The sequence below is a fragment of the Shewanella sp. S1-49-MNA-CIBAN-0167 genome (assembly GCF_040310145.1).
Taxonomy (GTDB): Bacteria; Pseudomonadota; Gammaproteobacteria; order Enterobacterales; family Shewanellaceae; genus Shewanella; species Shewanella psychromarinicola.
Genome location: NZ_JBEOPO010000046.1, coordinates 1 through 26725, shown reverse-complemented (window position 1 = coordinate 26725; position 26725 = coordinate 1). Strand labels below are relative to the sequence as shown.

The following is a 26725-nucleotide window of genomic DNA, read 5'->3' as shown; positions in this document are numbered from 1 at the left end:
GCCATAAAACTCAGTTGCAAGTTAGCGCTTAAATATCAATATGTCGCAAGGTACTATCAAACCGTTTTTCACTGGCAAGTCATTCAACTCGCCAGAACAATCCGCTACCACATAAAAAAGCAATTACATCGGCTCAATATAATCCACCATTAACTGCACGGTTTGTTTACCTCTAAACTCATTAACATCAAGCTTATAGACCACTCGGGCATGTTTAATGGTTGCGTCAGGCCATATTGCTAAATCCACATTAAAGGCAATACCGTCTAACATCGAACTGCCACATTGGGTCTCTAACAATAGCTTTAAATGTTTCTCGCCGACAATGCGCTGCTGGATAACATTAAATATGCCATCAAATAAAGGCTCTTCAAACGACTGTCCCCACGGTCCCGCATTACGTAACATAAATGCAGTATCAAGGGTCATTAGCTCACTTGACAGCTCGCCGTCTGACAGTAACTCTCCGGTCAGCTGTTCATAATCCAATATTTCTCTTACCGCATCATCAAAGGCTTGTTTAAATTGTTCAAATACGTCAGCTTTTAATGATAATCCTGCCGCCATCGCATGACCACCAAACTTAGTTATCATCCCAGGATAGCCACTATTAATGCGTTCGAGTAAATCTCGCATATGCAGTCCTTTAATCGAGCGGGCAGAACCTTTTATTTGACCATCCCCCGCATCAGCAAAGGCAATAACAGGGCGATGATAGCGATCTTTAATCCGTGATGCCAAAATACCAATCACGCCTTGATGCCAATCATCCTTAAAAATGGCGATGCCCCAGGGTAAATCATCTTCATTAAGCGACACTTGCAATAAACTCTTTAATGCCTCTTGTTGCATGCCGGTTTCAAGTTCACGCCGCTCTTGGTTTAGTCCATCCAGTTCGGCAGCCATTCTTCTTGCCAACATGATGTCTTCACACAGTAAGGTTTCTACCCCCAGCGCCATTTCATCTAGGCGGCCAGCAGCATTTAATCTGGGACCAACCGCAAAACCAAAATCGGCAGCAACCATCTTTGCAGGGCTGCGTTTGGCGACTTCTAGCAACGCGGTAATACCAACTCGACAGCGGCCACTTCTAACACGCTGTAAACCAGCATTGACTAAAATACGGTTATTAGTGTCTAACGACACCACATCCGCGACAGTACCCAAGGCGACAATATCAAGTAATGTTGCCAGATTTGGCTCAGTAATTTGTTGCTGTTGATACCAATTACGTTGCCTTAATTCTGCTCGCAAAGCTGACATCAGATAAAATGCCACACCAACACCGGCAATAGACTTACTGGCAAACTGACAACCAGGCTGATTGGGATTTACAATAACATCAGCATTTGGCAAGCTATTACCAGGTAAATGATGATCTGTCACAACGACGGTCATGCCCAGTAACTTGGCAGCCGCAACCCCCTCAATGGAAGATATCCCATTATCAACGGTAATTAATACATCGGCACTCTTCTTGTAGGCTACCGCAACAATTTCAGGACTTAAACCATAACCATAATCAAACCGATTTGGAATAAGGTAATCAAGCCGTTTAGCACCCATCATGTTTAACGCCAGCATGCATACACTCGTTGAGGTCGCACCATCAGCATCAAAATCGCCAACAATCAAAATTGATTGCTGTGCAACAATCGCATCAGCGATCACTACTGCGGCCTCGGCTAGACCTTTCATCGTCTCGGGACGCAATAACTTACTTAACACTAATTCACAGTTATCTTGATTAACACCACGGCGGGCATAGAGTTGTTTCAGTAATGGCGGTAAAGAACTGGGTAAATGATTATCATCAACCTGAGGGCGACGGACTATATTATGAGACAAAAGGCAACCTTAATCGGGCAATAAGAGAATGGAGCATAACAAAAAGGTGAGCCTAAGCTCACCTTGATTTTACGTTTATAGCACAGGCTATACGACTTTGATTTATAAGTGGGCGTTATAAGTTTGATTCAATAGTACGTAATAATTCTGCCGGAGCTTGATAACCTGGCACCATGGTTCCATTTTCTAAAATCAGTGCGGGTGTACCGTTAACACCAAACGACATACCTAACTTATATTGCGCCGCAATATCAATATCACAACTCGCGGCTTTAACATTGCCACCCGCTTTAGCTTCTGTCATCGCTTTTAAAGGATCTTTAGCACACCAAACGGCTTGCATCTCATCAGCATTTGCAGAAGGAATGCCTGCACGCGGATAAGCTAAGTAGCGAATCGTAATACCTAAATCATTATAGCCTTGCATTTGATTGTGTAGCTTACGGCAATAACCACAGTCGACATCGGTAAATACAGTGACGACATGCTTCTCATTTTTAGCTTTGTAAACCAACATTTCATCTACAAATGGTTCGAGCAATGCGATACGAGGTCCGGCTAGTGCTGCCTCGGTTAAGTTTTTCATGCCGTTGTCGATGTCATACAGATTACCATGAAATAACTTAGCGCCATCTTTGGTGACGTATAACACACCTCGGTCGGTCAGCACTTGATATAAACCGTCGATGGGAGATTGCTGAATTGTCATCACGTTGACACCTAGCGTGTCGGTAAGTTTTTGCTTTAATGCTGATTCGTTGGCTACATCAGACGCAGCTGACACCATTGGAGTGATAACAAGGCTGGCAACAAGGGCTAATGTTTTGGTTAACTTCATGATAATTCCTAAATTACACGGGTTCAAAGTGAATAGACCCGATTTTGTCAATAAAACTTACAGGCTTAGTTTAGCTAACGCAACTAAACTCACAGGCTTAAATGTAAGGATTTGATCAACCTCGCACTCAACCGCGCGGATGATGCTGGCTATGCAATTGCTGCAAACGCACTTTTGCCACATGAGTATATATTTGAGTGGTTGATAAATCACTATGTCCCAACAAAAGTTGTACAACCCGTAGGTCAGCACCGTGATTTAATAAGTGAGTGGCAAAGGCATGTCGTAACGTATGCGGTGATAAATGGCACTCAATTCCAGACCTTGCCGCATACAACTTAATTCGATGCCAGAAAGTTTGCCGAGTCATCATTTGCCCACGACGTGACGGAAACAGTACATCGGACTGTTTCATATTTAACAATTCAGTACGAGCAAACTTAATATACTGTTCAACCTCAGTAATGGCCACTTCACCCAATGGAACCAAACGTTCTTTGCCGCCTTTACCCATCACTCGGACTAAACCTTGACGCAAACTGATTTGCTCCATCGTTAAGCTCACTAATTCAGTCACGCGCAACCCGGTGGCATACAAGAGTTCCAACATGGCTTTATCACGACATTCAATCGGATCGTCGGTATTAGGCTCAGATAATAAACACTCAATTTGTGCCTCAGACAAGGTATCAGGCAACTGACGAACTAACTTAGGCGACTTAATCAATGAGGTCGGATCTTGGCTAATTTGCTTTTTTACCAATAAGTAAGCATAAAAACGCCGTAAACTACTGAGTAATCTGGCGGTACTGCTTTTAGCAAATTGTTTGTCAAAACGCTCTGCGAGGTAGTCGCGCAACACGGCTTGATCAACTTGCAGTAAGTCTTTTCCCTGAGACAACACATAACGTTCTAAATGTTGTATGTCGGTGCGATAGGATGCCAATGTATTATCACTTAACCCGTTAGTTGACCATAAGTCATCAACAAACTGGTTAATTAATGGATCGGGTTGATAAGCAGGTTTGGCCAAAGCAGTTTCCAATAAATAATAAAAAACGACGTTAGATAATCTATCATAACGCCGTTATATTGATCCGTTTATTATGGCCTATTTAACGTTTAAGCCTGCACTTTTTGAAGCCTCTTTTTGGGTAAAAACAAACACACAATCGCGGTCAACGCCGTAGGCAGCAACCAAGCCATACCCTCAGCATGTAATGGCATAAAATCTAAGAAGCTCATGTCCATCCCCGCGGTTTGTAACCCATCGAAAATGCCGAAAAAAAGTGCCACAGTTAGCACTATTCGGTGCGAAAACTCAGGTCGAGCAAAACGCTCCGTTAAGAAAGTGACCAACACTAATGCAATAGCGACTGGGTAAATCGTCATTAACACCGGAATACTCACACTAATTAATTGCGCTAAACCAACGTTTGCAACGGTGGCACACACTGCACTTAGCAGGACAACCAACAATTTATACGACAAGCGCGGTAATAATTCATTAAAAAATTCAGCACACGCAGTAACTAAACCGACTGCCGTGGTTAAACAGGCTAAGGTGACAACGGTCGATAACAATAGTGAACCAAGATTACCGAAGTGATACGTGACGTAGTTGGTTAAAATTTGCCCGCCATTGTCAGCGCCAATGGCAAAATCACCCGCAGAAGCACCAAGATAAAACAAAGAAATATACACAAATGCTAGACCACCAGCAGCAATAAAGGCGGCACGAATTAAATACTTGGTTTGATCAGCGGCTTCATTGACACCTTTTTTGCGTAATAAATCGATGATTAACATACCAAACATCAAAGATGCCAAGGTGTCCATGGTATTATAACCTTCAATAATCCCTTTCGTTAATGGACTATTAATGTAATCACCAACGGGTTGGCTCACCTCTGCGCCAGGAATAATAATCACTGAACTGGCCAATCCCACCAATAATAAAATTAATACTGGCGTAAGCACTTTCCCTACGCTGTCCAGTAATTGGCCTGGATATAAAGATAAAAACATCACCACGGAGAAAAACACTAAAGTATAAATAAGTTGGGCAATATTGAATTCTTTACCGCCTAACATCATCAGTGCATCAGGATTACCGATAAAAGGTCTTGCACCAATTTCGAACGCCACCAGAGCGGTACGCGGGGCCGCAAATGCCGGGCCAATAATAATATAAATAGCAATGGCTAATGCCGTTGCAGCAAATCCAGGTAATAATGCCATCACTTTACCGTTGGATTTGGCAACCGCAATTAAGCCTATCAACGGCATACCCACTGCAGTAATTAAGAAACCGAACATCGCAAAAGACATATTCTCGCCAGCAAGCATGCCAGCAAAAGGAGGGAAAATTAAGTTACCCGCCCCTAAAAAAAACGCAAAGGTCATAAATCCTAACCCAAGCGTATCCGTTACACTCATTTTGGTTGTTTGCACTACTCACTCCGCTTTGTTGTTATTTTTTACAAACCTAATTGATTACACCATCATTAGCTACTGCTAAACTGAACCAACAATGATTTGTAAAGTTAAAAATACACTTGAAAAATACTCAATTTGTTAAGACAACAACGGAAACGAGCTGTTAGTTCTATTTTCAGTGTCATGTTCCAGCCAAAATAGCTTAAATTAGACTTTTTACTCAATTTAATGCGTAAAAAAGTGTGCAGACTAATATCAAATATCGCCTTAATACTCAAGCTTCAGCACTCCAAACAATTAAAAAAACCTATTTAGTTGCGATTTGTGGCAAGGCTTGTGTACATATTCAGCACATCTATTGTTTTTAAGTTAATTTAGCATTACAAAAAATCAACGATGACAAGCGCTGGCAATTAAACCGCGACAGTAAAAACCAAAGCCGCTATGATCCTATTGAGTCGTTCATACAGCCCAAAGAGTACTCTATTATCTATGTCTTTTACGTTTAAGCAATTTCATATCGATGATAAACAGTGTGGAATGTCAGTCAGTACAGATGGGGTTTTACTCGGTGCTTGGGCTGAATTATCGCAATCTAGCAACATTCTCGATATTGGTGCAGGAAGTGGCTTGCTAAGCCTGATGGCTGCACAGCGCAGCCCTCATAACGCCAGTATTACTGCTGTAGAATTAGACGGTGCAGCAGCAAATGCCTGCCAATATAATATTCAACAAAGCCCTTGGCCTGAGAAAATTCAGCTATTTCAAGGTGCTATTCAGCATTTTCAACAACAACATAATCAAATATCAGCACCGTTATTCGATCATATCATTTGTAACCCGCCTTACTTTGAACAGGGTTTGCAGGCCAAAAATAGCGCACGAGCCGACGCAAGGCATACCAACACCTTATCTTTCGCTGAGTTACAGTACGTGATCGGTCAATTACTTGCTCCCCAAGGCACGGCTAGTATTATTCTACCGCAACAAAGTTTAGCCCGTTTTAGGCAACAACTTAACGCTCATGGTTTATTCGTTATAAAACACCTTGATGTTATTAGTGTTGAGGGAAAGTCTCCCAATAGAGCACTATTGGCAATACAATACGACCCAATGAGGGTTAATCCCCGACAAACCAATAACAAGGTCACCATTGAAACTCAATGTCTACAACTGGTGATCCGCGACAAACACGGACAATACAGCCAAGCTATGGCAGATTTATGCCGCGAGTTCTACTTAAAGCTTTAGCCTGCTCATTAGGTCAGTTATAATACTCAACTATTTTTCAGCGAGACCCAAGTGCATGCAATTTGAAGATTTCCAGCTCGACCCTAGCTTATTAGAGTCACTCAAGGCCATGGGACATCACAGCCCTACCACAATTCAACAACAAACGATCCCATTGGCCATGGACCAGCGGGATATTTTAGCGCGAGCGCCTACCGGCACAGGGAAAACGGCTAGCTTTTTACTGCCTGCATTACAGCATTTAATCGACTTCCCTCGGCGTTTTGAAGGCCAAGCACGTATTTTGGTGCTAACGCCAACGCGTGAATTAGCCAGTCAAATTCATCGTTATGCAAGTCATTTAGCCACTGGGCTTGATCTTAATATCGTCATCATTACAGGTGGTGTGCCATATGGCCCACAAGAAGAAGCACTTGCAGACAATGTTGATATATTGATCGCCACCCCAGGTCGATTAATGGAATACTTAGATAAAGATAAATTTGATGCCACTGAAGTGGAGATTCTCATTATTGATGAAGCTGATCGTATGCTTGATATGGGATTCTCGTCAGTAGTGCAATCTATTGCCATTGAAGCTCAAGGCCGCAAACAAAATATGTTGTTTTCTGCCACACTTGAAGGCAATGGGGTTAACCGTTTCGCTCGCGAATTGTTAAACGATCCGGTAGTGGTCGATGTAGAAGCGCCACGCAGTGAAAAAGCCAAAGTGCATCAGTGGGTGCATTTGGCCGATGATCAAGCACATAAATTTGCGTTGTTATGCCACATTCTTCAGCAAGAAAACGTTAAACGCACCATAGTGTTTGTTAAAACTCGCGAAATGGTTGCCAGCTTAGAAGGCTTATTGCTAAAAGCGAATATCCCTTGTGCATTTATGCGTGGCGATATGGAACAGAAAAAACGCTTCCAAGCACTGGGGCGTTTTTCTAAGGGCGAAGTCAACGTGCTATTGGCGACAGATGTTGCTGCTCGAGGAATTGATGTTGATGACATTACCCATGTCATCAACTTTGACATGCCCCGCTCTGCTGATGCCTATGTTCATCGAATTGGCCGCACCGCTCGTGCTGGCGCTAAAGGAACCGCGATTTCATTAGTTGAAGCGCACGATATGCGTATTATTTCTAAAATTGAACGATACATTGAATTACCGCTTAAACGCCGCGTGATTGAAGAACTTCGTCCTAAACACAAAGAAGCCAAGGTCCCAGGTAAGAAAAAAGCCAATGCAAAAGAGGCTAGAGTGACATCGAAAAAGTACAAGAAAAAGTAACCTACAGGTTTAGCTATACCTCGTCCTAGAATACCTTGACTAACGATTATTAAAGCGAATTACTCAGTAATTCGCTTTTTTTATCCTCAAAGCACTATATCGCATCATTAAATAGACATAATACAGCCAGAAAGTGTCAACTAATGTCAATTTGTGCACAAAAAACACTAACCCGAATAATCTAATATAACCTACTAATTAATAAGAGATAAAATATAATGGATTATTTTATCTCTATTCAAACATGGCAAAAAAAATCAGTTTATTAAGTGTTTATCGCCAAATCAGAAAAAACATAACTTTATGAAACATTTTATTTACATCAAACTATTTAGATAAACGTAATACTCTGTTAATTTAGACGCTATGAGTAATAAAATGAATTTGAATGAACATGTTAGCCAACGTAGTTAACTGTCTAAAGCATTATTTCAGCATGGATACGCAATAGAAATGATAAAAACCATATTAAGAAGATCATCACCACTGCTTATCATTGCTGTGTTTGTTGCCGCAGCCATGCTGCTTATCAGCACACAAGAAGCACCCGAGCAAAAAGATGAACCCATTAGCGTGCCCATTATTGATGTGCAAACCATCACGCCGCAAACCTTGTCGCTCAACTTACCGTCATACGGCGTGGTTAATCCCAAATATAAAACCCAGTTAGTCACCGAAGTTCAAGGGCGTTTACTGAACATTTCAGCAGACTTTGTTGCTGGCGGTGTCGTAAAGCAAGGCCAACAACTTGCCATTATTGAACCCTCTGATTACGAAGCGGATCTAATACAGGCAGAGGCGACACTTGCTCAAGCAACCGCCGCATTGAATGAAGAAAAAGCCCGTGGTGTAGTCGCTAAAATTGAATTTAAAGATTTTGGTACCGGTTTACCACCAGAGCTCGGATTACGGATCCCACAGCTAAAAAAAGAACAAGCTAACGTCAAATATGCACAAGCCGCATTAGCCCGTGCACAACGCAACTTAGCACGTACAGTAATTAGGGCCCCATTTGATGGCATTATCAAAGCACGCAATGTCGACTTAGGTCAGTACGTAACCTTGGGCACTAACTTAGGTGAACTCTACAACACCAGTATTGCTGAAATTAGACTGCCATTAACAAATGCAGATCTCGCGTATTTAGAGTCGGTTGATAATCCTGAAACCGCTGTCACACTCACCGCATTTCTGGCAGGTAAACAAGTCACTTGGCAAGGCAATATTGTTCGCAGCGAAAACGTCATCGACGAGCAAACTCGCATGGTGTATCTAGTCGCAGAAATACATGATCCGTATTTACGCAAAAATAAAACTGAAGGACAATTACCCTTAAAATATGGCAGCTTTGTGAACGCCGTCATCACAGGCCGCACGGTTAATAATGTAGTAAAACTGCCACGTCACGTGGTACGAAATGGTCAGGTTGCCGTTGTTGGTGCAGACAATATTATCGAGATGCGCCCAGTGAATGTTATTCGTTCAGATGCCGATACCATTTATATTCAAGGCAGCTTCAAGGCAAATGAGCGAGTATCCATGACTAGCATTAATAGTTTGAATTCTGGGCAGATCATTAAAGTGCTCGGAGAAGAAACCAAGTCAGCTCCAGTCGATACTGACGCCCAAGCCGCTACGACTGCAGGTGAATAAGAATGGATACTAATAAAGGGATCATCGCCTGGTTTGCGCGCAACAGTGTCGCAGCCAACTTACTGATGGCCGCCTTGCTTATTGGCGGTTTGTTTAGTGCGGTACTCATTAATAAAGAAATCTTTCCAACATTTGAATTAAATCTCATCAATATCAATGTTGCCTATCCAGGCGCAGCGCCACAAGAAATTGAAGAAGGGATTAATATAAAAATCGAAGAAGCGATTCAAGATATTAGCGGCATTAAAAAAGTGACTTCTGTTGCCAGTGATAGTGTTGGCTCAGTGACCATTGAGGTCGAAGACGGTTACGATGTGCAGCAAGTACTAGATGAAGCTAAACTGCGTATCGATGCCATTGCAACCTTCCCTGACAACATCGAAAAACCCAATATTTACCAAATAAAGCCAGAAAACAATGTGATTTGGGTATCTGTTTATGGCGACATGAACCTGCATGACATGAAAGAAATGGCTAAAGCGATCAGAGACGACATTACCGACTTACCAGCAGTGACTCGCGCAAAAGTCACCGGAGTTCGCGACTACGAAATAGGCATCGAACTGTCGGAAGACAAACTACGCGAATATGGCATTACGTTTACTCAAGTGGCTTTAGCGGTACAAAACTCGTCGATTGATTTACCCGGCGGTTCTATTCGGGCCCAAGATGGTGACATCCTACTGCGCACAAAAGGCCAAGCTTATACCGCAGATGACTTTGCGCAGATTGTGGTAGAAACGCGCCCAGACGGCAGCCGGATTATGTTACCGCAAGTGGCCACAATTAATGATGATTTTGAAGAACGTCTGGAATACACCCGCTTTAACGGCAAACCGGCTGCGGTAATTGAAATCACCAGTATTGACGATCAAAATGCCTTAGATATTTCATCACAAGTTAAGGCTTACGTCGCCGAACGTAAAAAAACCTTACCAAGCAATATTCAACTTGATACCTGGGGTGATTTAACTCACTACCTGCAAGGGCGTTTAAACATGATGTTGTCGAACATGTTTTATGGCGCTCTGCTGGTGTTTATTATTCTGGCCTTATTCTTAGATCTTAAACTCGCTTTTTGGGTAATGATGGGCTTACCTGTGTGCTTTTTGGGCACCATGTTATTAATGCCGCTTGAACCGTTTAACATGTCGATTAATATGCTGACCTTATTCGCGTTCATTCTGGTGCTGGGGATCGTCGTCGACGATGCCATTGTCATCGGAGAAAGTGCCTATACCGAGTTAGAGGAAAACGGCCACTCTTTAGATAATGTGATAAAAGGGGTACAAAAAGTGGCGATGCCAGCCACCTTTGGGGTGCTCACCACTATTGCAGCCTTTATCCCCATGATCATGGTGTCTGGGCCCATGGGCATTATTTGGAAATCCATCGGTATGGTGGTGATTTTGTGTTTAGCCTTTTCGCTGATCGAATCAAAACTGATTTTACCCGCACATTTAGCTCACATGAAAATCAGAAAACGCACCGCCCCAACGAATCCTTTCTCACGCTTTAAATTTGCTATCAACGAATGGTTACAGCATTTCATTCACAACACCTATCGTCATTTTCTTGAGCGCTGCATTAAGCGTCGCTACAACGTCGTGGCGGTATTTGTGGGGGTATTAATTCTGTCACTTGCTTTAGTGCAAAGCGGCAAAGTACGCTGGGTTTTCTTCCCTGATATTCCATCGGACTTTATTCAAGTGCAGCTTGAAATGGAAGAAGGCAGTTCTGAGCAGAACACCTTAAAAGTGCTGCAACAAGTCGAAGATGCGTTATACAAGATGAACGCCAAACTTGAAGACCAATACGGTTACCCCATGGTGAAGCACAGCTACATCGAACTAAGCTCACGCAGCAGTGCCTTTGTGTTTACCGAGCTGACTAAAGGCGAAGACCGTGAAGTAGACGGCGTCGCTATTGCTGAAGAATGGCGTAAACAATTACCCGAGTTATTGTCAGTTAAAAAGCTTAACATCAATGCCAGCACCAACGATGCTGGCGGCGATTTATCGTTTCGCTTAACCTCAAGTGATTTAAACCAACTGTCTGAAGCGGCCAAAGTGCTTAAGTCTAAATTGGCCACTTATGAAGGCGTATTTGATATTACCGATAACTTTTCTTCAGGTTCGCACGAAATTCGGTTAAATATCCGTCCTGAAGCCGAAGCGCAAGGGCTGACACTGTCAGATTTAGCTCGCCAAGTTCGGTACGGTTTTTATGGTTATGAAGCCCAACGTATTTTGCGTAATAAAGAAGAAGTCAAAGTCATGGTGCGTTACCCGCTCGAACAACGCCGCACTGTGGGTGACCTTGAAAACATGCTGATCCGCACCCCGTCAGGCGCAGCAGTGCCGTTTTCAACCGTAGCAGATATCGAAATGGGTGAGTCGTACGCGTCGATCACCCGGGTTGATGGCCGCCGAGCGATTACCATCAGCGCCAATGTGAATAAAAACAACGTTGAACCATCGAAAGTGGTCGCCGAAATTCAGCAAGATTTTTTACCCGAATTAACCGCACGATTCCCTAAAGTAACGTCAGCATTAGATGGCGGCAGCTTAGACGAGCAAAATGCTATGCTTGGTTTAGCCCAAGGATTTTTCTTTGCCATGTTTACCATTTATGCCTTAATGGCCATTCCATTAAAATCGTACACGCAACCGTTAATCATTATGTCGGTCATCCCGTTTGGCATGATTGGCGCCTTGTTTGGCCACTATATTCTAGGCTTATCCATGAGTGTGTTGAGCTTATGCGGTATTGTGGCGTTAGCCGGGGTAGTGGTAAACGACTCACTCATTTTGGTCGACTTTGTTAACCGAGCCCGCGAAGAAGGCAAGTCGCTAATGCAATCGGCTATCGATTCTGGTTGTTATCGTTTTAGGGCAATCATCCTTACCTCGTTAACCACCTTTTTTGGCTTGGTGCCCATTATTATGGAAAAAAGCTTACAGGCTAAAATTGTTATCCCAATGGCGACATCTCTAGCATTTGGTATTTTATTCTCAACGGTAGTGACGTTAATTTTGGTGCCCATCTTGTACATTATTCTGGATGATATAAGGCGCTTATTACGACGCGTTTTTATGTGGTGGTGGCAACCCAAAACAGTTGCGGAACCATTAGGCTCTGATGAACACCATTAACCCATATCGTTAGTCCCAAAAACAGAGCTAAATCAGCTCTGTTTTTTTTGCTGTAAAAACTGCGAGCTAAGCAACATAGTCACATTCGATATTTAGCTACAATACTTACCCTGTTCTCCATAATAAAAAGCTGCCATGAACGCCTCTACCTCACCCACGCCAACCTTAGTTTACGATATCGGCAATCACCGTTATCTCAATATTACGGCAAGATGCACCTTAAGATGCCAGTTTTGCCCTAAGCATAATGGATCGAAACAAGTGCACGACTTCGACTTATCACTCAGTCAACGTATTACCGCAGAGGATGTTTTACCCTTGTTAGGTAATGTGCATGACGTGGAAGAATATGTCTTTTGCGGCTTTGGTGAACCAACGTTAAACCTTGAATGTTTGCTGCAGCTTGCCCATGCCATAAAAGCACAAGGTGGGCGTGTAAGGCTTAATACCGATGGATTGGGCAACCACTTTCATCGTCGTAATATTTTGCCAGAGCTCAGCCAATGCATAGACAGCCTGTCAATTTCACTTAATGCCGACACCCCAGAAAGCTACCAGCAACACTGTCACCCCAAGCTGGCAAATTCCTATAAGGCACTGCTTGAATTTATTCAACTCGCACCTCAATACATACCGCAAGTACAAGTCAGTGCCATTAACGGACTGGCTAATGTAAACATCGAACGTTGCCGCGGTATCGCAGAGCAAAACGGTGCAATATTTAAACAACGCGAACTGGATAAAATTGGTTAAATAAATGGGCTATTGATACCTAGACGTTTTCGCCAACGTCGGCTTCATGCTAGTATTGCCAGTAAGAGAATGCTAAAAAAGTGGCACCATGTCTAAACACAAAGCAGTGGGTTCTTCAAACTCGTTATTAATTTCTTCACAAGCGAGTCATTGGTCGCAACAGCACATTCTTTCGCTGCTAAGCCAATTGATTATTTTATTAATTGTGGTGTTTATCGTCACTAATATGGTGGTCAATCTAGGCGAGCGTCGCCTGCAAGAAGATTGGGCAGATCAACGCTACAGTGAGTTGCAAACGGTAGCGTCTTTAGCCTCTGATAAAGTCTCATTTTTGCAGTTTAGAACCCAAACCATCGCAAAAGGTGAATTACTGCGACAATATCTGCAAAACCCATCAGACAAACTGCAATTAAAGACCATCGAAAACTGGAATTCATTGACTGAAAATATTCCTGAACTACTTGGGCTGGCATTATTTACTCCTCAAGGAGAACTCCAATTTGCCACCACGGGTAGTTTCAATAACATGCAACTACCCGCCGCGTTATTGGGCTCGGGTAGAAATATGGGCGGCAATGATATTTACACGTCACCAATGGCGTTTACTCCTATTGATGGCATATTAGAACCTTATTTTTATCAGTTATCGTGGATAGAAAACCCAGACCAAAGTATTAAAGGTTATTTGGTCACTTACAATTCTATCGTTAAACTACTGGAAACAATAAAGCCTGCTTTTTTTAATCAAAATTCACCATTACTCCTGCTTGATACTCAAGGTTTCCTCTATGCGGGTGCCTCTCAACCTGCGCCATTAGACAGTATGCCCAACACACTTGGGGCAAGTTTAAAACAAACTTACCCAGAATTGTGGCGTGTAATAGCAATGAATAACTTTGGTCAGTTTCACAGCCAAGACTCCACTTTTGTGTATTTAAAAGTCGAGTTAACCAACCAATACGAAAACAAAAGAGAATACTTTTTATTGTCTTATATTCGCCATGAAGACATTGCCACTCGCTATGCTCAATGGCGAATACTCATCATAGTTGCAGGATGCTTGATAGCACTGTTAGCCAGTTTACTGATTATATTAAGACATCGATTTGTACTTGAGAGACGCGCGAGGCAAAATAGCCTTCAATTGAGTAACAGTTTGTTTAGCAGTGAATTAAGCTGCTTAATCGTCAATGATAGTGGCCGTATCCAGAGCGTTAATGCCAAAGCCGCTGCCGCACTATCCTTACCAATTGATGATCTCAAAGATCGCAGTTTACAACGAGTACTGCATCTTGATGATGATCGTTTCAACCACATTAAAGATGCATTAACTCATCATAAGCAATGGAATGGTGAGATCAATTTAGAAACGCTTAATAGTAGTATGTTACAAACTCATATTCGCAGAGAAAAATGCCCTAACAGTAATGAGTATTATTGGTTAGTCACATTTGAAGATATTACCGCATTATTTGATAGTCAGAGCCAAGCCTATCTCTATCAATTAATGAGCAACTGTGCTGTCGCTACGGCGCTAACCGATGCCAGTGGCATGATAATAAAATGTAATAAGCAATTTGATCAGCTGATGTCTTTACACGGAGACACTGATATTTCTATCACAGAATTACTCGGCGATGAACTGCATAATCAATGGCAGAACATAACCGCGCAAATTAGCTTACAGGGGGAGTGGACCGCGCAAATTATGCCATTTAACCATGGCCGTTATGAGCATTGCTTAAAAACGACATTAACAGGTCAACTTACATTCGAAGGTGATATTGAATACCTTATTTGTACTTTTGAACAGACCACGCCAGTGGTGTCGGCCCAAAACAGCAGTAACGTCATTGGCCATCGAAGCGCCATAGTATTACGTTTAAATGAGCTTGAAAATTACTTTATCAACCTTAGTGAGCTCACTAAAGAACATTCAAGCTTACTCGTAATGGACATTAATCCAGAAGGCATTTTCAGCAATATGGGCAATATGAGCCAACTTGAAAAGCGTCAAAAAGACATTGAGCTACAGTTACTGATTGAGTTACCGCTTAATTATCAAATTGCGCAATGGCAGCTCGGAAAGCTAGTCATATTGTTGACCGAAACGAATGCAAACTCAGCCCATCAATATGCGATTAATATGATGCAGTGTCTGGAAGAAAAGAATTTGGGTGAAGGAATTAACATTGGTATCGCGAGTTATTTACAGCGACAAAGTTTGGACCAATACCTTGCTAACGCTGAAATAGCCTTAAAACGTGCTAAACAATCTGTTGACCAAAATATTTGCCAAGCATTTACTCGCCCTACCAAAGCCACATCATCCTCGAAAATTGACTGATTCAATCACCTGACACAGCGTTGCTTAACGTCAGGTGGTGATCAATATTGACCGTTGAACAGAAGATGAATAACGTCAAGTTATTAATAAATAGAAATAAAGCTATAAAAGAAAACTATTTTTAATTACTTCATCTGTAGTCTTATGTGTGCGGATGAGAATGACTAACAACCTCTGGAAGGAGTTCGTCAGACTCAAGCCTAAAAGGTTGTACATTATCAGGCAGCTTACTTTCATGAATATCAATAATACTTGAACGGTTCATGGTCACTTTAAAGCGGGCATATTCAGGTTCCTGTTTGCCATCACGCAACACAGCAACCAAATTGACTTGATAGCGACGCTCAACAGACTCATTGCTAATATTACCTTCGGTTTCTTTATATATCTTCGCTTTACCACGTTCTAAATGACGAGCAAAAGGCACTAGACTAAAATTCACTTGTTCTTGAATTTGTGAATAATCCGCCTCAAAGGGCTTATTTGTCACCTTGGTTGCAATACGATAATGCAGAACTTCTGAATCCACTTTATTCTGACTGTGGCGTTGCTTCATGATATCAGAAACCGCTTTTGGGATATCTTGACTGCGCATAAATTCGAGCCAAACTAATTGTTTAGCGACCACAGTTTGGGTGGTAGTATCACGTAAAATACGGCTCCACCTTGGACGGCCTCGTTGGATAAACCGCCACATAGCATTACGAAAATCCTCTTTAAAGATTTCCCTAAAACCATAAATAACCGCTAACGTCAGCAGCAAGGTCAAGGTTAATCCATTAAAGAAACCTTGGGCTTTTATTATCAATGCCGATACCACCAGCATCACAAGCCCCGTGGCAACTCCAGTTACGAATTTTTTGAGACCGACGCCTAATGGCTTTAATTCTTCTTTTAAAACAACACCTTGTTGAATTAAGCGTCTTAAAAGAAGCATTTTATTAGAGATCCGGTTAGCATCAAGCTGAGTCTGCAACGAGTTGTATTTGCACTCTTGCTCTCTATAGTGATTCTCACTACGGCATAAATTTAATACTTTTTCTTTAACATCACTATAGTCAGCACTTCTAGGGCTTCGAGCCAATGTCTTTAATAGCTGCTGCTCACAAAACCAGGACAGGTAATTATCGGCATGCTCAAAATAAGATTTCCACTTAGGATCGTTCGGTTCATTACGCCGAAACTTTTTAAATAGTTGCGTAACCACATCACACAGCTCATCTAATGCCGGATAAAACTCACTTGTGTCAGTATTTTGTTGTAACTCTTTGGCATCAGTTTCAATGGCGACAGCAAATTGATAAGCGAATAAGTTAAGGTATAAACGAAACTCTTCTAACGTTCGTTTATTTAAACTGACAAAACGTGACTGGACTAACGGTAAATGCAGTCCTTTAGAATAATAAGAACGACGTCCAAGAATACTACTGTGATAATAATCCTCTTCATCTAAGGTATGCGAACCAATGCCCATTTCTGTTGGCAAATAAAAATACAGATCAAATACCCGTTGATCACCAGGGCCCATTTGATGACTAAATTTAATTGATAACGCTTCTTCTTGTTTTACTTTAACTTTTGCCACTATATCTTTCACACACCTTTTTTCATTGACACTTACCTACTATACCGCAAAGGGAATATTAAGCTAAAAGTTAATTTATTCAATGAAAATTAGTCAGCAGTATTGGGGGATATTAACTGACAAGCCCAAACGTTATTACTTGGGAGAAATTTTAGCGTTCCCCGTGTGAATGTGTCATCTAAGTCGATCACCTGAACCTCCTGAGATATGCTAAAACCATCCATAAAGTGAGATGCAGTAATACCAAATTCATTCTGTAAATATGGGCGTAATAGACTGTTATCTTGCCAACGGGTCGGCGGTAGGGATAATGCTAAATGATAAGTAAATGAGCCCATATGAACCTCTTCGACCTTGCCTGATAATTGAACCGTTTCGGGATCATGAGTTGATGACTCTACCCTATAAGTCAGTTCGGCTTGATTGTGCTCAATGTATAAGGTTAACCGTAAGTTACTTTTATTAACGGTTAATGGTAATTCTCCTTGATGACTAAAATAACCGTCAGCATGGCAATCGAAATGCCAAACATTATGGGTACTAGCAATGCGATTAAGCACACTGGTCACAATAAATGTAATCAGCAAAAAACTTAATACAAAAAAAAGCTTGCCGCGTTTTGACTGTAATAATCGGCGTATTTTCATGTGCATTAATAGGGACATAAATCTAGCCACAAATGTGCACCTTTTGTAGCCATTCTTGAGTGATAAATGGCGTGCTCATGTTATCGATACTCACTTTAATGCTATTAACTAATGGTATCGCTTCACTGGAATCGGTCAAAATGAAACTCATGTAACCTTGATTAGCCGATAACGTCATCGTAATTGAATCCCAGCGGGCATGGTGACACAAGCGTAATTGTGTTGATAAGCAGTCTGCATGCAATAGCGCATTTTGCTGATTATCCTCCCCAAAAACAAACAGTTGAACAATATGTCCATCAGAGGTCAACACTTGCCGCAATACATCGGCTTGAGCAAGCTGAGGAGGGTTAAGGTTAGCGTAAACAAACAACAATATACTTAATAGAATGGCAATAATAAACAGATACTGACCTAACGATAATAGCCGATTAGGCATTTCCAAGATCTTGCTGCGCTTAGTGGTCACGGTGGTATATAAAATCACCCCCTGTTCAGGGATATATTCAATGAGATTAATATGACGATGACACAGATGATTAATAATTTTATTGATAATACCTAGCAGTTCGGCATGAGATAATTGATGCGCACAGTCACCAGATGCCACCACAGTTGCAAGCAAAGATAAAGGCACTACTTGCCCGCGATGCTGAACCAATTGGTTTAACACCCAATATTCATTATCGTTTAAATGCCATTGAGTCGCCGTTGACTGATCTGTCAACAAACGTTGTGCATTGTCGAACCAACAACATCCTATTTGCATCGCACTGTCTTAGTGTATCGACTGATTAAAAAAGTATACTCCCAAAGAGAGAGATGAAAGGATGCTAACTCGACTATCCTCTGGATAAGATTGCTAATTCGTGAGCAAGCCCGCGAATATGGCGTTTTTCTGCGCAAGGTATAATTGCATGATAGTAAATATAGAAATCGCTAACTTACGACATTGCTGATTAATAATGGGACACGCTGAATTAATCACTTACGGATAAAGATTGGGGGGATCCATTCGTTAAGGCGATAATAAGCCGACATTGTAGTCATTCAAAAAAACAGCTATAAAAAAGCTGGCAAGGCCAGCGTTTCGATACATAAATTCAAGTTAACATGACAAATAGTGTTAACTTAAAATGCGTAAAGTAATGTCATGTTGGTTTCAGTGTCAGTACTTTCTTTGTCATCAAGCGGTTCACTGTTATAACGAACAATAACAGCAAATTTCATCGCCAGTGAGCCAACGATATTGGCTGTTAATGAGGTTTCAGAACGAGCATCTAATTTACTCCCCCAATCGGCAACAAACCTCTGCTGGAACTTAGATGAATCACTAATCTTAGTTTGGAAATCAATCACGGCGTGAGCAACAACGCTATCTTCGCTATCATAACCTTCAGCAAGTGCGGATTCTTCATCCAGTTGTTGATAAATATAACCCGGACCCGCCTCAGCTTTTAAAGACATTCTGTCAGTATCAATAAAGTGTTGACCATAACCGGCAGAAGTCGTTGAGGTGAAATCGTAACCAGTGAATGGATCAACTTCATAGTTAGTGTTAGCAAACAAATAGCTCACATCGTTAATTTGGTAGTTGCCTTGCGCACCTAGGAAATAACGTTTTGCAGTCACTTCTTCAGAGTCTTCTTTGTACAAGCCTTCTAACACATACTGGTTCTCCCAGTTGTCTAATTCTTGTTTCAACGCTAGGCGCGCTTTAAACGAAGAAGTATCTGTATTACCGGTGGTTAACGTTGCACCTAATTCTGCTTCACCAGCAAAAGTGGCATCGCCTTCAACAAACTCACTTCCAGCATGTGCTGCAAATGGCATGGTTAGTGTAATAGCTGCAGTAAGTAGCAGTCTCTTCATGTCATTTCATCCTTTATTTACGATTTACAAAATCTAATGTGGGGGGTTATACGTTTAACCCCTAGAATATTAACACTTTGATAATAAAATTGAAAAAATAGTCATCCCATCAATCATTAAGTCACTAGGCTGTTGCTTTGCCAACATGCGGTGCATTAACAGCCACAGCATGGCTAAACCTATTCATCGAGCGCTAAAACGGCCCAAACACCCAGCAAGCTAAACGCTAAGTGGACCGCATCAGATCCCGCTATACATCACATGGAACAGGCCCATGCAAAAAGCCAACATGGCATCACCGCAGGCTCTTAACGCATTAATCACTACTAAGTTAAATGTCCTAACGGTTTCCATAACTAACGGCAGCACAAATAATTATCCTATAAGGAAAATAAGGTCGTTTTTATCACTAGTTCCCCATGAGATTAGGCCACCATATCATCACGAATAGCATCATAATACTGGTTAGGATTAAGCCTAATGTTGGCACTAGATACCTTTGAGACTTAGCAGCTCATAGCTGTTTAGCACCGACCATAGGGTCAATAATAATCTTGTTACCTATACCAATCAACAATCCGAACAATAAGATAAACATTCAAATTTGGCAATAGAATCACTGTGCCGCGAAAGCTTTGTCACCCAGGGCGTCTCACATTAGGTCGCGGCCATTAATGGCCACATCCATGAGATCTTTCGCCCATAACAGGTAAATCAATAAATGTTGACGTTATAGCATCAATTTTTTAACCGATAACCATGTTCGATAAGGTTTACAAAATAGCGTTTTGGGTTATTTTTTCACAAAAAATCAGCTCATTGATAAATGAGCTGATTAGTGGTTTTAGTGTAAGACTGGCTTACATTATTTTAGGATCAAGCTCACCAGATTGATAAGCTTTATACATTGCTTGCAGTGATTTAGGCTTAATTTTAGAGCCCATACCCGCACAACCAAATGCTTCATAACGGATGGTACAAATGTCAGCCATCGCTTCCATTGATGCTTTCAAGAATTTACGCGGATCAAATTCTGCAGGATGTTCAGCCAAGAATTTACGCACGGCACCCGTTGATGCTAAACGTAAATCAGTATCAATGTTCACTTTACGCACACCGTGCTTAATACCTTCAACGATTTCTTCTAACGGCACTCCATAAGTTTCTGGAATTTCACCACCATACTTGTTGATGATTTGCAGCCACTCTTGCGGTACTGAGGATGAACCGTGCATAACCAAATGCGTGTTCGGGATCCGCGCATGGATTTCTTTAATACGGTCGATACGTAATACATCACCGGTAGGTTTACGGCTAAACTTGTACGCTCCATGGCTGGTGCCAATGGCAATGGCTAATGCATCCACATGGGTATCAGCAACAAAACGGGCCGCTTCTTCCGGCGACGTTAGCATTTGGTCCATGCTCAGCGTTCCCGCAGCACCAACACCGTCTTCTTCGCCAGCTTGGCCCGTTTCTAAACTGCCTAAACAACCAATTTCACCTTCAACAGACACACCACAAGCATGAGCAAATGCCACTGTACGACGAGTGACATCTACGTTGTAGTCGTATGATGCAGGTGTTTTACCATCGGCCATTAACGAGCCATCCATCATGACTGATGACATACCTAACTGAATTGAACGCTGACAAATGTCAGGATCAGTACCATGATCTTGATGAATACAAACTGGGATATCAGGATACTGCTCAAGAGCGGCTGCCATTAAGTATTTTAAAAATTGTGGGCGAGCATATTTACGTGCACCGGCAGAGGCCTGAACAATCACAGGGCTGTCAGTGGCTTCAGCGGCTTGCATAATTGCACGCATTTGCTCAAGGTTGTTAACGTTAAAAGCAGGGACGCCATAACCATGCTCTGCAGCGTGGTCAAGCAGTTGTCGTAGAGAGATAAGAGCCATTTTGTTCTCCAATAATAGGGTGATTACTCACCTAGGTCGCTATCGTTTGGACGGATTTTTTACTCTGTCGCGGCTAAAAAATAACAGTGACAGAGCGGTTTTTTTTATAATAATTATTAGGTTTACGCTACAAATACTTGATGTGTGAACTAAGCGCCACGCTTTTCAAGCATTGCTACTGCGGGTAATTCTTTGCCTTCTAAAAACTCAAGGAAAGCCCCCCCACCGGTTGAAATATAAGACACTTTGTCTGCAATATTGTACTTATCGACTGCCGCCAGGGTGTCACCACCGCCAGCAATAGAAAATGCTTTGGAATTTGCGATCGCTTCGGCGATACGCTTAGTGCCTTCGCCGAATTGATCAAATTCAAACACGCCCACTGGACCATTCCAGACGATCGTGCCCGCTTGTTCAATAATTTTAGCTAAGGCTTCTGCGCTGTCAGGACCAATATCAAAAATCATATCGCTGTCAGTCACCTCGCTAACCGATTTAAGCGTCGCGGCAGCCGTTGGACTAAACTCACTCGCGACTACCACGTCAGTAGGAACCGGAATATCACCACCACGACTTCGGGCATTGGCCACTAGACGCTTGGCCTCTTCTACTAAATCAGCTTCATACAGTGACTTACCTACTTTATAGCCTGCTGCAGCAATAAAGGTATTAGCAATACCGCCGCCCACAACAAGTTGGTCAACTTTAGTTGAAAGGCTTTCAAGTACGGTTAATTTAGTCGACACTTTAGAACCACCAACAATCGCCACCATTGGACGAGCTGGATTATCAAGCGCTTTGCCTAGTGCATCTAATTCTTGGGCTAATAACGGGCCAGCACAGGCAATGGGGGCATACACACCGACGCCATGAGTAGATGCTTGGGCACGATGAGCCGTTCCAAATGCGTCCATAACATACACATCACATAATGCGGCCATTTTTTTAGATAATGCTTCATCGTTTTTACCTTCGCCAATATTAAAGCGAACGTTTTCAAATACGACGACTTCGCCAACATTAACCTCAACACCATCAAGATAATCACTCACTAAACGCACTGAGCAATCTAACGCTTTCGTTAAATAATCCACTACAGGTTGCATTGAGAATTCGGCGTTGAACACACCTTCTGTTGGGCGGCCTAAATGTGACATCACCATGACTGCGGCGCCTTTTTGCAGCGCAAGTTTAATCGTTGGCAATGACGCCCGTAAACGCGCATCACTGGTCACAACGCCATCGCTGACAGGCACGTTTAAATCTTCACGAATAAGCACCCGCTTATTTTGTAGATCTAAATCTGTCATGTTAATAATTGCCATAATTAGCAGTTCCTTTTTAAGTTAATACAAAGTCTTTGTGCGCAACCGGCTTAACCCATTACGGCATAATCTGTTTATGTTACCGATCTGATTTTGCTTGGATCATCGCTAAACTGGTATCAAGCATGCGGTTGGCATAACCCCATTCGTTATCGCACCATAATAATAATTTGACCAAGTGGCCAGCGCTAACACGGGTTTGGGTACCATCGACAATACTTGAACGTGGATCATGGTTAAAGTCACACGATACCAGAGGCTCGTCAGTATAGCCTAAAATACCATTAAAACTTCCGTTTGAGGCAAGTTCTAACACACTGTTGATCTGTTCAATATTGACTTTTTTCTCAAGGGTGACGGATAAATCGATCGCGGTCACATTAATGGTGGGCACACGCACAGAAATAGCTTCAAACTTATCTTTCATGTGCGGCAAAATACGTTCGATGCCTCGAGCTAATTTAGTATCAACAGGAATAATGGACTGGCCTGCGGCGCGCGTTCGACGTAAATCATCATGATAAGCGTCAATGACCTGCTGATCATTCATCGCCGAGTGAATAGTCGTAATAGCCCCACTTTTAATTTCAAAATGCTTATCCAATACATCGATAACCGGGACAATACAATTGGTAGTGCAAGACGCATTAGAAATAACCGTATGGTCTGCACGCAATAAATCATGATTAACACCATACACAATGGTTGCATCAACATCTGCAGAAGAAGGATGGCTAATCAGCACTTGCTTAGCGCCAGCATGAATGTGTGCTTCGCAAGCTTGACGATCAATTAAGCTGCCGGTGGCTTCATAAACGATATCAATATCAAGCTCAGCCCAAGGCAATAAGTTAGCATCAGCTTGATTGAGTAACAAAATACTGTCATCACCAATAAGCAACTGATCACCCTTTAGCTTAACGTTATGCTTGAAACGACCATGAGTAGTGTCGTATTGGGTTAAATGACAAATAGCTTCTGGCTTTGCCAGCTCATTAATCGCCACAATTTGAATTTGTTGACGTTTACCAGATTCGTACAGTGCACGAAGTATTGAGCGGCCAATCCGGCCATAACCATTAATTGCAACTCGAATCATTTAGGGTCCAGTATCATTCACCGAGGTACCTATGGTGTCATCAACTATTGTAGAAACACTGACACATAAGTGACTTAGTAAATGTTATTTAGTGTGAATTAAAGACATAAAAATAACGGCCTGCAATAGTATTGCAGGCCGTTATTATACAGATTAACCACCTAATAGATAAGTGTTTAATCTCAGATGATTATCCTAAAGATTGGACAGTTTTTACTACATTATCAACAGTGAAGCCGAAATGCTTAAGTAAATCACCACCAGGGGCTGACTCACCGAAGGTCGTCATACCCACTACGCCACCATCAAAACCAATATACTTGTACCAGAAATCTGTATGTGCAGCTTCAATGGCAACACGTTTAGTGACACCTTTTGGCAAGACAGATTCTTTGTAGGCAGCATCTTGCTTATCAAACTCAGTCGTAGAAGGCATAGAAACCACACGCACTTTTTGACCTAACTTGGTTAACTCGACGGCAGAATCCATCGCCAATTGCACTTCACTGCCGGTGGCAATCAAAATCACCTCTGCAGTGCCTTGACAATCAGACAGTACATAACCACCTTTAGTCACGTTAGCTAATTGCTCAGTGCTACGCGCTTGTGCTTTAAGACCCTGACGGCTAAAGACTAGCGCTGTTGGTGCATTGCGACGTTCAATCGCCACTTTCCATGAAACAGCCGTTTCAGCTGCATCACATGGACGCCATACGGCCATATTTGGCGTTAAGCGCAAGTTAGCTAATTGCTCAACAGGCTGATGGGTTGGACCATCTTCACCTTGACCAATTGAGTCATGGGTATACACGAAAATATTTTGAATACCCATTAATGCAGACATACGTACTGCGTTACGCGCATATTCCATAAACATCATGAAGGTTGCACCATAGTTAATAAAACCACCATGCAATGATGCGCCGTTCATAATACCGCTCATGCCAAATTCACGTACACCGTAATAGATGTAGTTACCGGCAGGATCGTCTTGAATACCTTTTGAACCAGACCAAAGCGTTAAATTAGAACCGGCTAAGTCTGCGCTACCACCGAGTAATTCTGGCAACATGGCACCGAAGAAACCTATGGCATTTTGCGATGCTTTACGGCTGGCAATACCTTCAGCTTTATCTTGGCTTTGTTGGATAAAAGCTTGTGCTTTAGATTCGAAATCTGCAGGTAAATCACCTTTTAATACCCGGCGATCATATTCTGCAGCGAGTTCTGGAAATGCAGCTTGATAAGCGCCAAATTTTTCATTCCATAATGATTCATTGGCCACACCTTTTTGCTTAGCATCCCAACCAGCATAAACATCAGATGGGATTTCAAAAGGAGCATGTGGCCAGTTTAAGAACTCACGAGCCGCGGCGATTTCAGCATCACCTAATGGTGCACCATGGCAATCATGGCTACCCGATTTGTTAGGCGAACCGAAACCAATAATGGTTTTACAGCAAATCATCGATGGCTTGTCAGTGACTGATTTGGCTTGTTCAATTGCAGCACGGATAGCGTCTGGATCATGACCATCTACACCCGCAATAACATGCCAGCCATAGGCTTCAAAACGCTTAGGCGTATCGTCGGTAAACCAACCTTCAACATGACCATCGATAGAAATACCGTTGTCATCCCAAAATGCCACTAACTTACCAAGACCCAATGTGCCCGCTAATGAACTGGCTTCGTGAGAAATACCTTCCATTAAACAACCATCGCCTAAGAAACAGTAGGTAAAGTGATCAACAATCTCGTGGCCTGGGCGATTAAACTGAGCCGCTAAGGTTTTTTCAGCAATTGCCATACCAACAGCATTACTGAGCCCCGCGCCTAAAGGACCGGTTGTGGTTTCAATGCCAGGGGTGTAACCATATTCTGGATGACCAGGGGTTTTTGAATGTAATTGACGGAATTGTTTTAGCTCTTCAATTGGCAATTCATAACCCGATAAATGCAGTAAAGAGTATATAAGCATAGAGCCATGACCGTTTGATAGTACAAAACGATCGCGATCGACCCAGTTAGGATTAGTTGGATTGTGCTTTAGAAAATCATTCCATAGCACTTCGGCAATATCAGCCATACCCATAGGGGCACCTGGATGACCAGAATTGGCTTTTTGAACCGCATCCATACTTAGGGCGCGAATGGCGTTAGCGAGTACTTTACGAGATGACATGCTCTCTCCTGCTTGTTTGTGAGTAGCTGACAATTGTGAAGTCATATTTTCCCCTACTAGGCGATGTGACGCAAATTAAAATTTCTCACATTGCATATTTATACCCAAACGACCTCGAAAGACAGGATTGTGCATGTCCAGAATTGACCCAGTTCAAGGGTCTAGGAATAGAGCGCCTGCGGCTGCTAGGAGCGGACTCTGTCCTACTAGGGACAGCTTCAGAAACGATAACAAGAGATAACAAGCGAACGCTGCGCTCACGGATAGAGCGGTCTAGCACCTAGGCTCGTGGCTTATCATCTCTTGATATCGCTCGTCACCGCTTGTCATCTCAGGAATAGGGACCGCTTCGCTGCTAAGATTTTATAGCATCAAGCAGCGAAGCGACCTAGTACCTAGCCATATGCTCAAATACCAATGAAGGGCATTGATGAGCTAAGTCATTATTTATCATGCCTATGCATCTGAGTCAGTTTTGGCCTATTCTTATAGTATAAATCAAGACTAGAAGTGAGATTTGCTATGAA

Annotated in this window: 18 protein-coding genes; 6 read left to right on the top strand and 12 right to left on the bottom strand. The window is 42.3% G+C overall.

The annotated features are described in order from the left end of the window. Window positions 1–123: 123 nt before the first annotated feature. From recJ to brnQ, 4 genes are all read right to left on the bottom strand, one after another. Window positions 124–1848: a single-stranded-DNA-specific exonuclease RecJ gene (gene recJ / locus AAEZ00_RS17900; protein ID WP_124012393.1), complete on the bottom strand. Its 1725-nt coding sequence runs from the start codon at window positions 1846–1848 to the stop codon at window positions 124–126. Window positions 1849–1963: 115 nt separating this feature from the next. Beyond that, entirely contained in the window at window positions 1964–2686 is a 723-nt protein-coding gene (dsbC, locus tag AAEZ00_RS17895) for a bifunctional protein-disulfide isomerase/oxidoreductase DsbC (RefSeq protein WP_101034268.1), read from the bottom strand. Between the two features lie 127 nt (window positions 2687–2813). Further along, window positions 2814–3719 carry a site-specific tyrosine recombinase XerD gene (xerD, locus tag AAEZ00_RS17890; RefSeq protein ID WP_124012394.1) on the bottom strand — a complete coding sequence of 302 codons (906 nt, stop codon included), beginning with the start codon at window positions 3717–3719 and terminating at the stop codon, window positions 2814–2816. Between the two features lie 89 nt (window positions 3720–3808). Then, a complete protein-coding gene (gene brnQ / locus AAEZ00_RS17885) occupies window positions 3809–5140 on the bottom strand; it encodes a branched-chain amino acid transport system II carrier protein (protein ID WP_232772151.1) in 1332 nt (443 codons plus the stop codon). Window positions 5141–5617: 477 nt separating this feature from the next. Here brnQ and AAEZ00_RS17880 point away from each other — a divergent pair, with 477 nt between their 5' ends. The 6 genes from AAEZ00_RS17880 to AAEZ00_RS17855 all read left to right on the top strand — a co-directional run bounded on the left by AAEZ00_RS17880 (window position 5618) and on the right by AAEZ00_RS17855 (window position 15560). Further along, window positions 5618–6376, top strand: coding sequence for a tRNA1(Val) (adenine(37)-N6)-methyltransferase (locus tag AAEZ00_RS17880; RefSeq protein WP_124012395.1), 759 nt, complete (start codon window positions 5618–5620; stop codon window positions 6374–6376). A gap of 55 nt (window positions 6377–6431) precedes the next feature. Continuing rightward, window positions 6432–7652 (top strand): ATP-dependent RNA helicase SrmB, encoded by a 1221-nt coding sequence (srmB, locus tag AAEZ00_RS17875; protein ID WP_101034265.1) that lies wholly within the window; start codon window positions 6432–6434, stop codon window positions 7650–7652. A 453-nt stretch (window positions 7653–8105) separates the two neighbouring features. Continuing rightward, on the top strand, window positions 8106–9305 hold the full coding sequence (locus AAEZ00_RS17870; protein WP_351089307.1) for an efflux RND transporter periplasmic adaptor subunit: 1200 nt from the start codon (window positions 8106–8108) through the stop codon (window positions 9303–9305). 2 nt (window positions 9306–9307) lie between these two features. Next, window positions 9308–12460 carry an efflux RND transporter permease subunit gene (locus AAEZ00_RS17865; RefSeq protein WP_101034263.1) on the top strand — a complete coding sequence of 1051 codons (3153 nt, stop codon included), beginning with the start codon at window positions 9308–9310 and terminating at the stop codon, window positions 12458–12460. 135 nt (window positions 12461–12595) lie between these two features. Further along, window positions 12596–13213: a TatD family nuclease-associated radical SAM protein gene (locus AAEZ00_RS17860; RefSeq protein WP_124012397.1), complete on the top strand. Its 618-nt coding sequence runs from the start codon at window positions 12596–12598 to the stop codon at window positions 13211–13213. A gap of 88 nt (window positions 13214–13301) precedes the next feature. Continuing rightward, window positions 13302–15560: a PAS domain-containing protein gene (locus AAEZ00_RS17855; protein WP_124012398.1), complete on the top strand. Its 2259-nt coding sequence runs from the start codon at window positions 13302–13304 to the stop codon at window positions 15558–15560. A gap of 142 nt (window positions 15561–15702) precedes the next feature. Here AAEZ00_RS17855 and AAEZ00_RS17850 read toward each other — a convergent pair whose 3' ends face one another. The 8 genes from AAEZ00_RS17850 to tkt all read right to left on the bottom strand — a co-directional run bounded on the left by AAEZ00_RS17850 (window position 15703) and on the right by tkt (window position 26198). After that, complete coding sequence (locus AAEZ00_RS17850; RefSeq protein ID WP_335689072.1) at window positions 15703–17145, bottom strand: hypothetical protein; 1443 nt, start codon at window positions 17143–17145, stop codon at window positions 15703–15705. Between the two features lie 89 nt (window positions 17146–17234). Further along, entirely contained in the window at window positions 17235–17822 is a 588-nt protein-coding gene (locus AAEZ00_RS17845; RefSeq protein ID WP_124012399.1) for a hypothetical protein, read from the bottom strand. Then, window positions 17815–18561, bottom strand: coding sequence for a hypothetical protein (locus AAEZ00_RS17840; protein WP_124012400.1), 747 nt, complete (start codon window positions 18559–18561; stop codon window positions 17815–17817). Before AAEZ00_RS17840 ends, AAEZ00_RS17845 begins: the two co-directional genes overlap by 8 nt. A gap of 362 nt (window positions 18562–18923) precedes the next feature. Then, window positions 18924–19664 carry a DUF481 domain-containing protein gene (locus AAEZ00_RS17835; protein WP_124012401.1) on the bottom strand — a complete coding sequence of 247 codons (741 nt, stop codon included), beginning with the start codon at window positions 19662–19664 and terminating at the stop codon, window positions 18924–18926. 860 nt (window positions 19665–20524) lie between these two features. Continuing rightward, window positions 20525–21589 carry a class II fructose-bisphosphate aldolase gene (fba, locus tag AAEZ00_RS17830; protein ID WP_351089304.1) on the bottom strand — a complete coding sequence of 355 codons (1065 nt, stop codon included), beginning with the start codon at window positions 21587–21589 and terminating at the stop codon, window positions 20525–20527. A gap of 149 nt (window positions 21590–21738) precedes the next feature. Further along, window positions 21739–22914 carry a phosphoglycerate kinase gene (locus AAEZ00_RS17825; RefSeq protein WP_351078497.1) on the bottom strand — a complete coding sequence of 392 codons (1176 nt, stop codon included), beginning with the start codon at window positions 22912–22914 and terminating at the stop codon, window positions 21739–21741. Between the two features lie 79 nt (window positions 22915–22993). Next, on the bottom strand, window positions 22994–24013 hold the full coding sequence (gene epd / locus AAEZ00_RS17820) for an erythrose-4-phosphate dehydrogenase (protein WP_351089302.1): 1020 nt from the start codon (window positions 24011–24013) through the stop codon (window positions 22994–22996). A gap of 190 nt (window positions 24014–24203) precedes the next feature. Next, on the bottom strand, window positions 24204–26198 hold the full coding sequence (tkt, locus tag AAEZ00_RS17815) for a transketolase (protein WP_124012404.1): 1995 nt from the start codon (window positions 26196–26198) through the stop codon (window positions 24204–24206). Window positions 26199–26725 lie beyond the last annotated feature (527 nt).

Excerpts from the sequence above, each read along its gene's own strand:
- epd (WP_351089302.1), bottom strand. The coding sequence starts at position 24,013 with ATGATTCGAGTTGCAATTAATGGTTATGGCCGGATTGGCCGCTCAATA.
- AAEZ00_RS17855 (WP_124012398.1), top strand. The coding sequence starts at position 13,302 with ATGTCTAAACACAAAGCAGTGGGTTCTTCAAACTCGTTATTAATTTCT.
- srmB (WP_101034265.1), top strand. The coding sequence starts at position 6,432 with ATGCAATTTGAAGATTTCCAGCTCGACCCTAGCTTATTAGAGTCACTC.
- AAEZ00_RS17835 (WP_124012401.1), bottom strand. The coding sequence starts at position 19,664 with ATGAAGAGACTGCTACTTACTGCAGCTATTACACTAACCATGCCATTT.
- AAEZ00_RS17865 (WP_101034263.1), top strand. The coding sequence starts at position 9,308 with ATGGATACTAATAAAGGGATCATCGCCTGGTTTGCGCGCAACAGTGTC.
- dsbC (WP_101034268.1), bottom strand. The coding sequence starts at position 2,686 with ATGAAGTTAACCAAAACATTAGCCCTTGTTGCCAGCCTTGTTATCACT.
- AAEZ00_RS17825 (WP_351078497.1), bottom strand. The coding sequence starts at position 22,914 with ATGGCAATTATTAACATGACAGATTTAGATCTACAAAATAAGCGGGTG.
- tkt (WP_124012404.1), bottom strand. The coding sequence starts at position 26,198 with ATGTCATCTCGTAAAGTACTCGCTAACGCCATTCGCGCCCTAAGTATG.
- AAEZ00_RS17840 (WP_124012400.1), bottom strand. The coding sequence starts at position 18,561 with ATGCAAATAGGATGTTGTTGGTTCGACAATGCACAACGTTTGTTGACA.
- AAEZ00_RS17870 (WP_351089307.1), top strand. The coding sequence starts at position 8,106 with ATGATAAAAACCATATTAAGAAGATCATCACCACTGCTTATCATTGCT.
- AAEZ00_RS17860 (WP_124012397.1), top strand. The coding sequence starts at position 12,596 with ATGAACGCCTCTACCTCACCCACGCCAACCTTAGTTTACGATATCGGC.
- fba (WP_351089304.1), bottom strand. The coding sequence starts at position 21,589 with ATGGCTCTTATCTCTCTACGACAACTGCTTGACCACGCTGCAGAGCAT.
- AAEZ00_RS17880 (WP_124012395.1), top strand. The coding sequence starts at position 5,618 with ATGTCTTTTACGTTTAAGCAATTTCATATCGATGATAAACAGTGTGGA.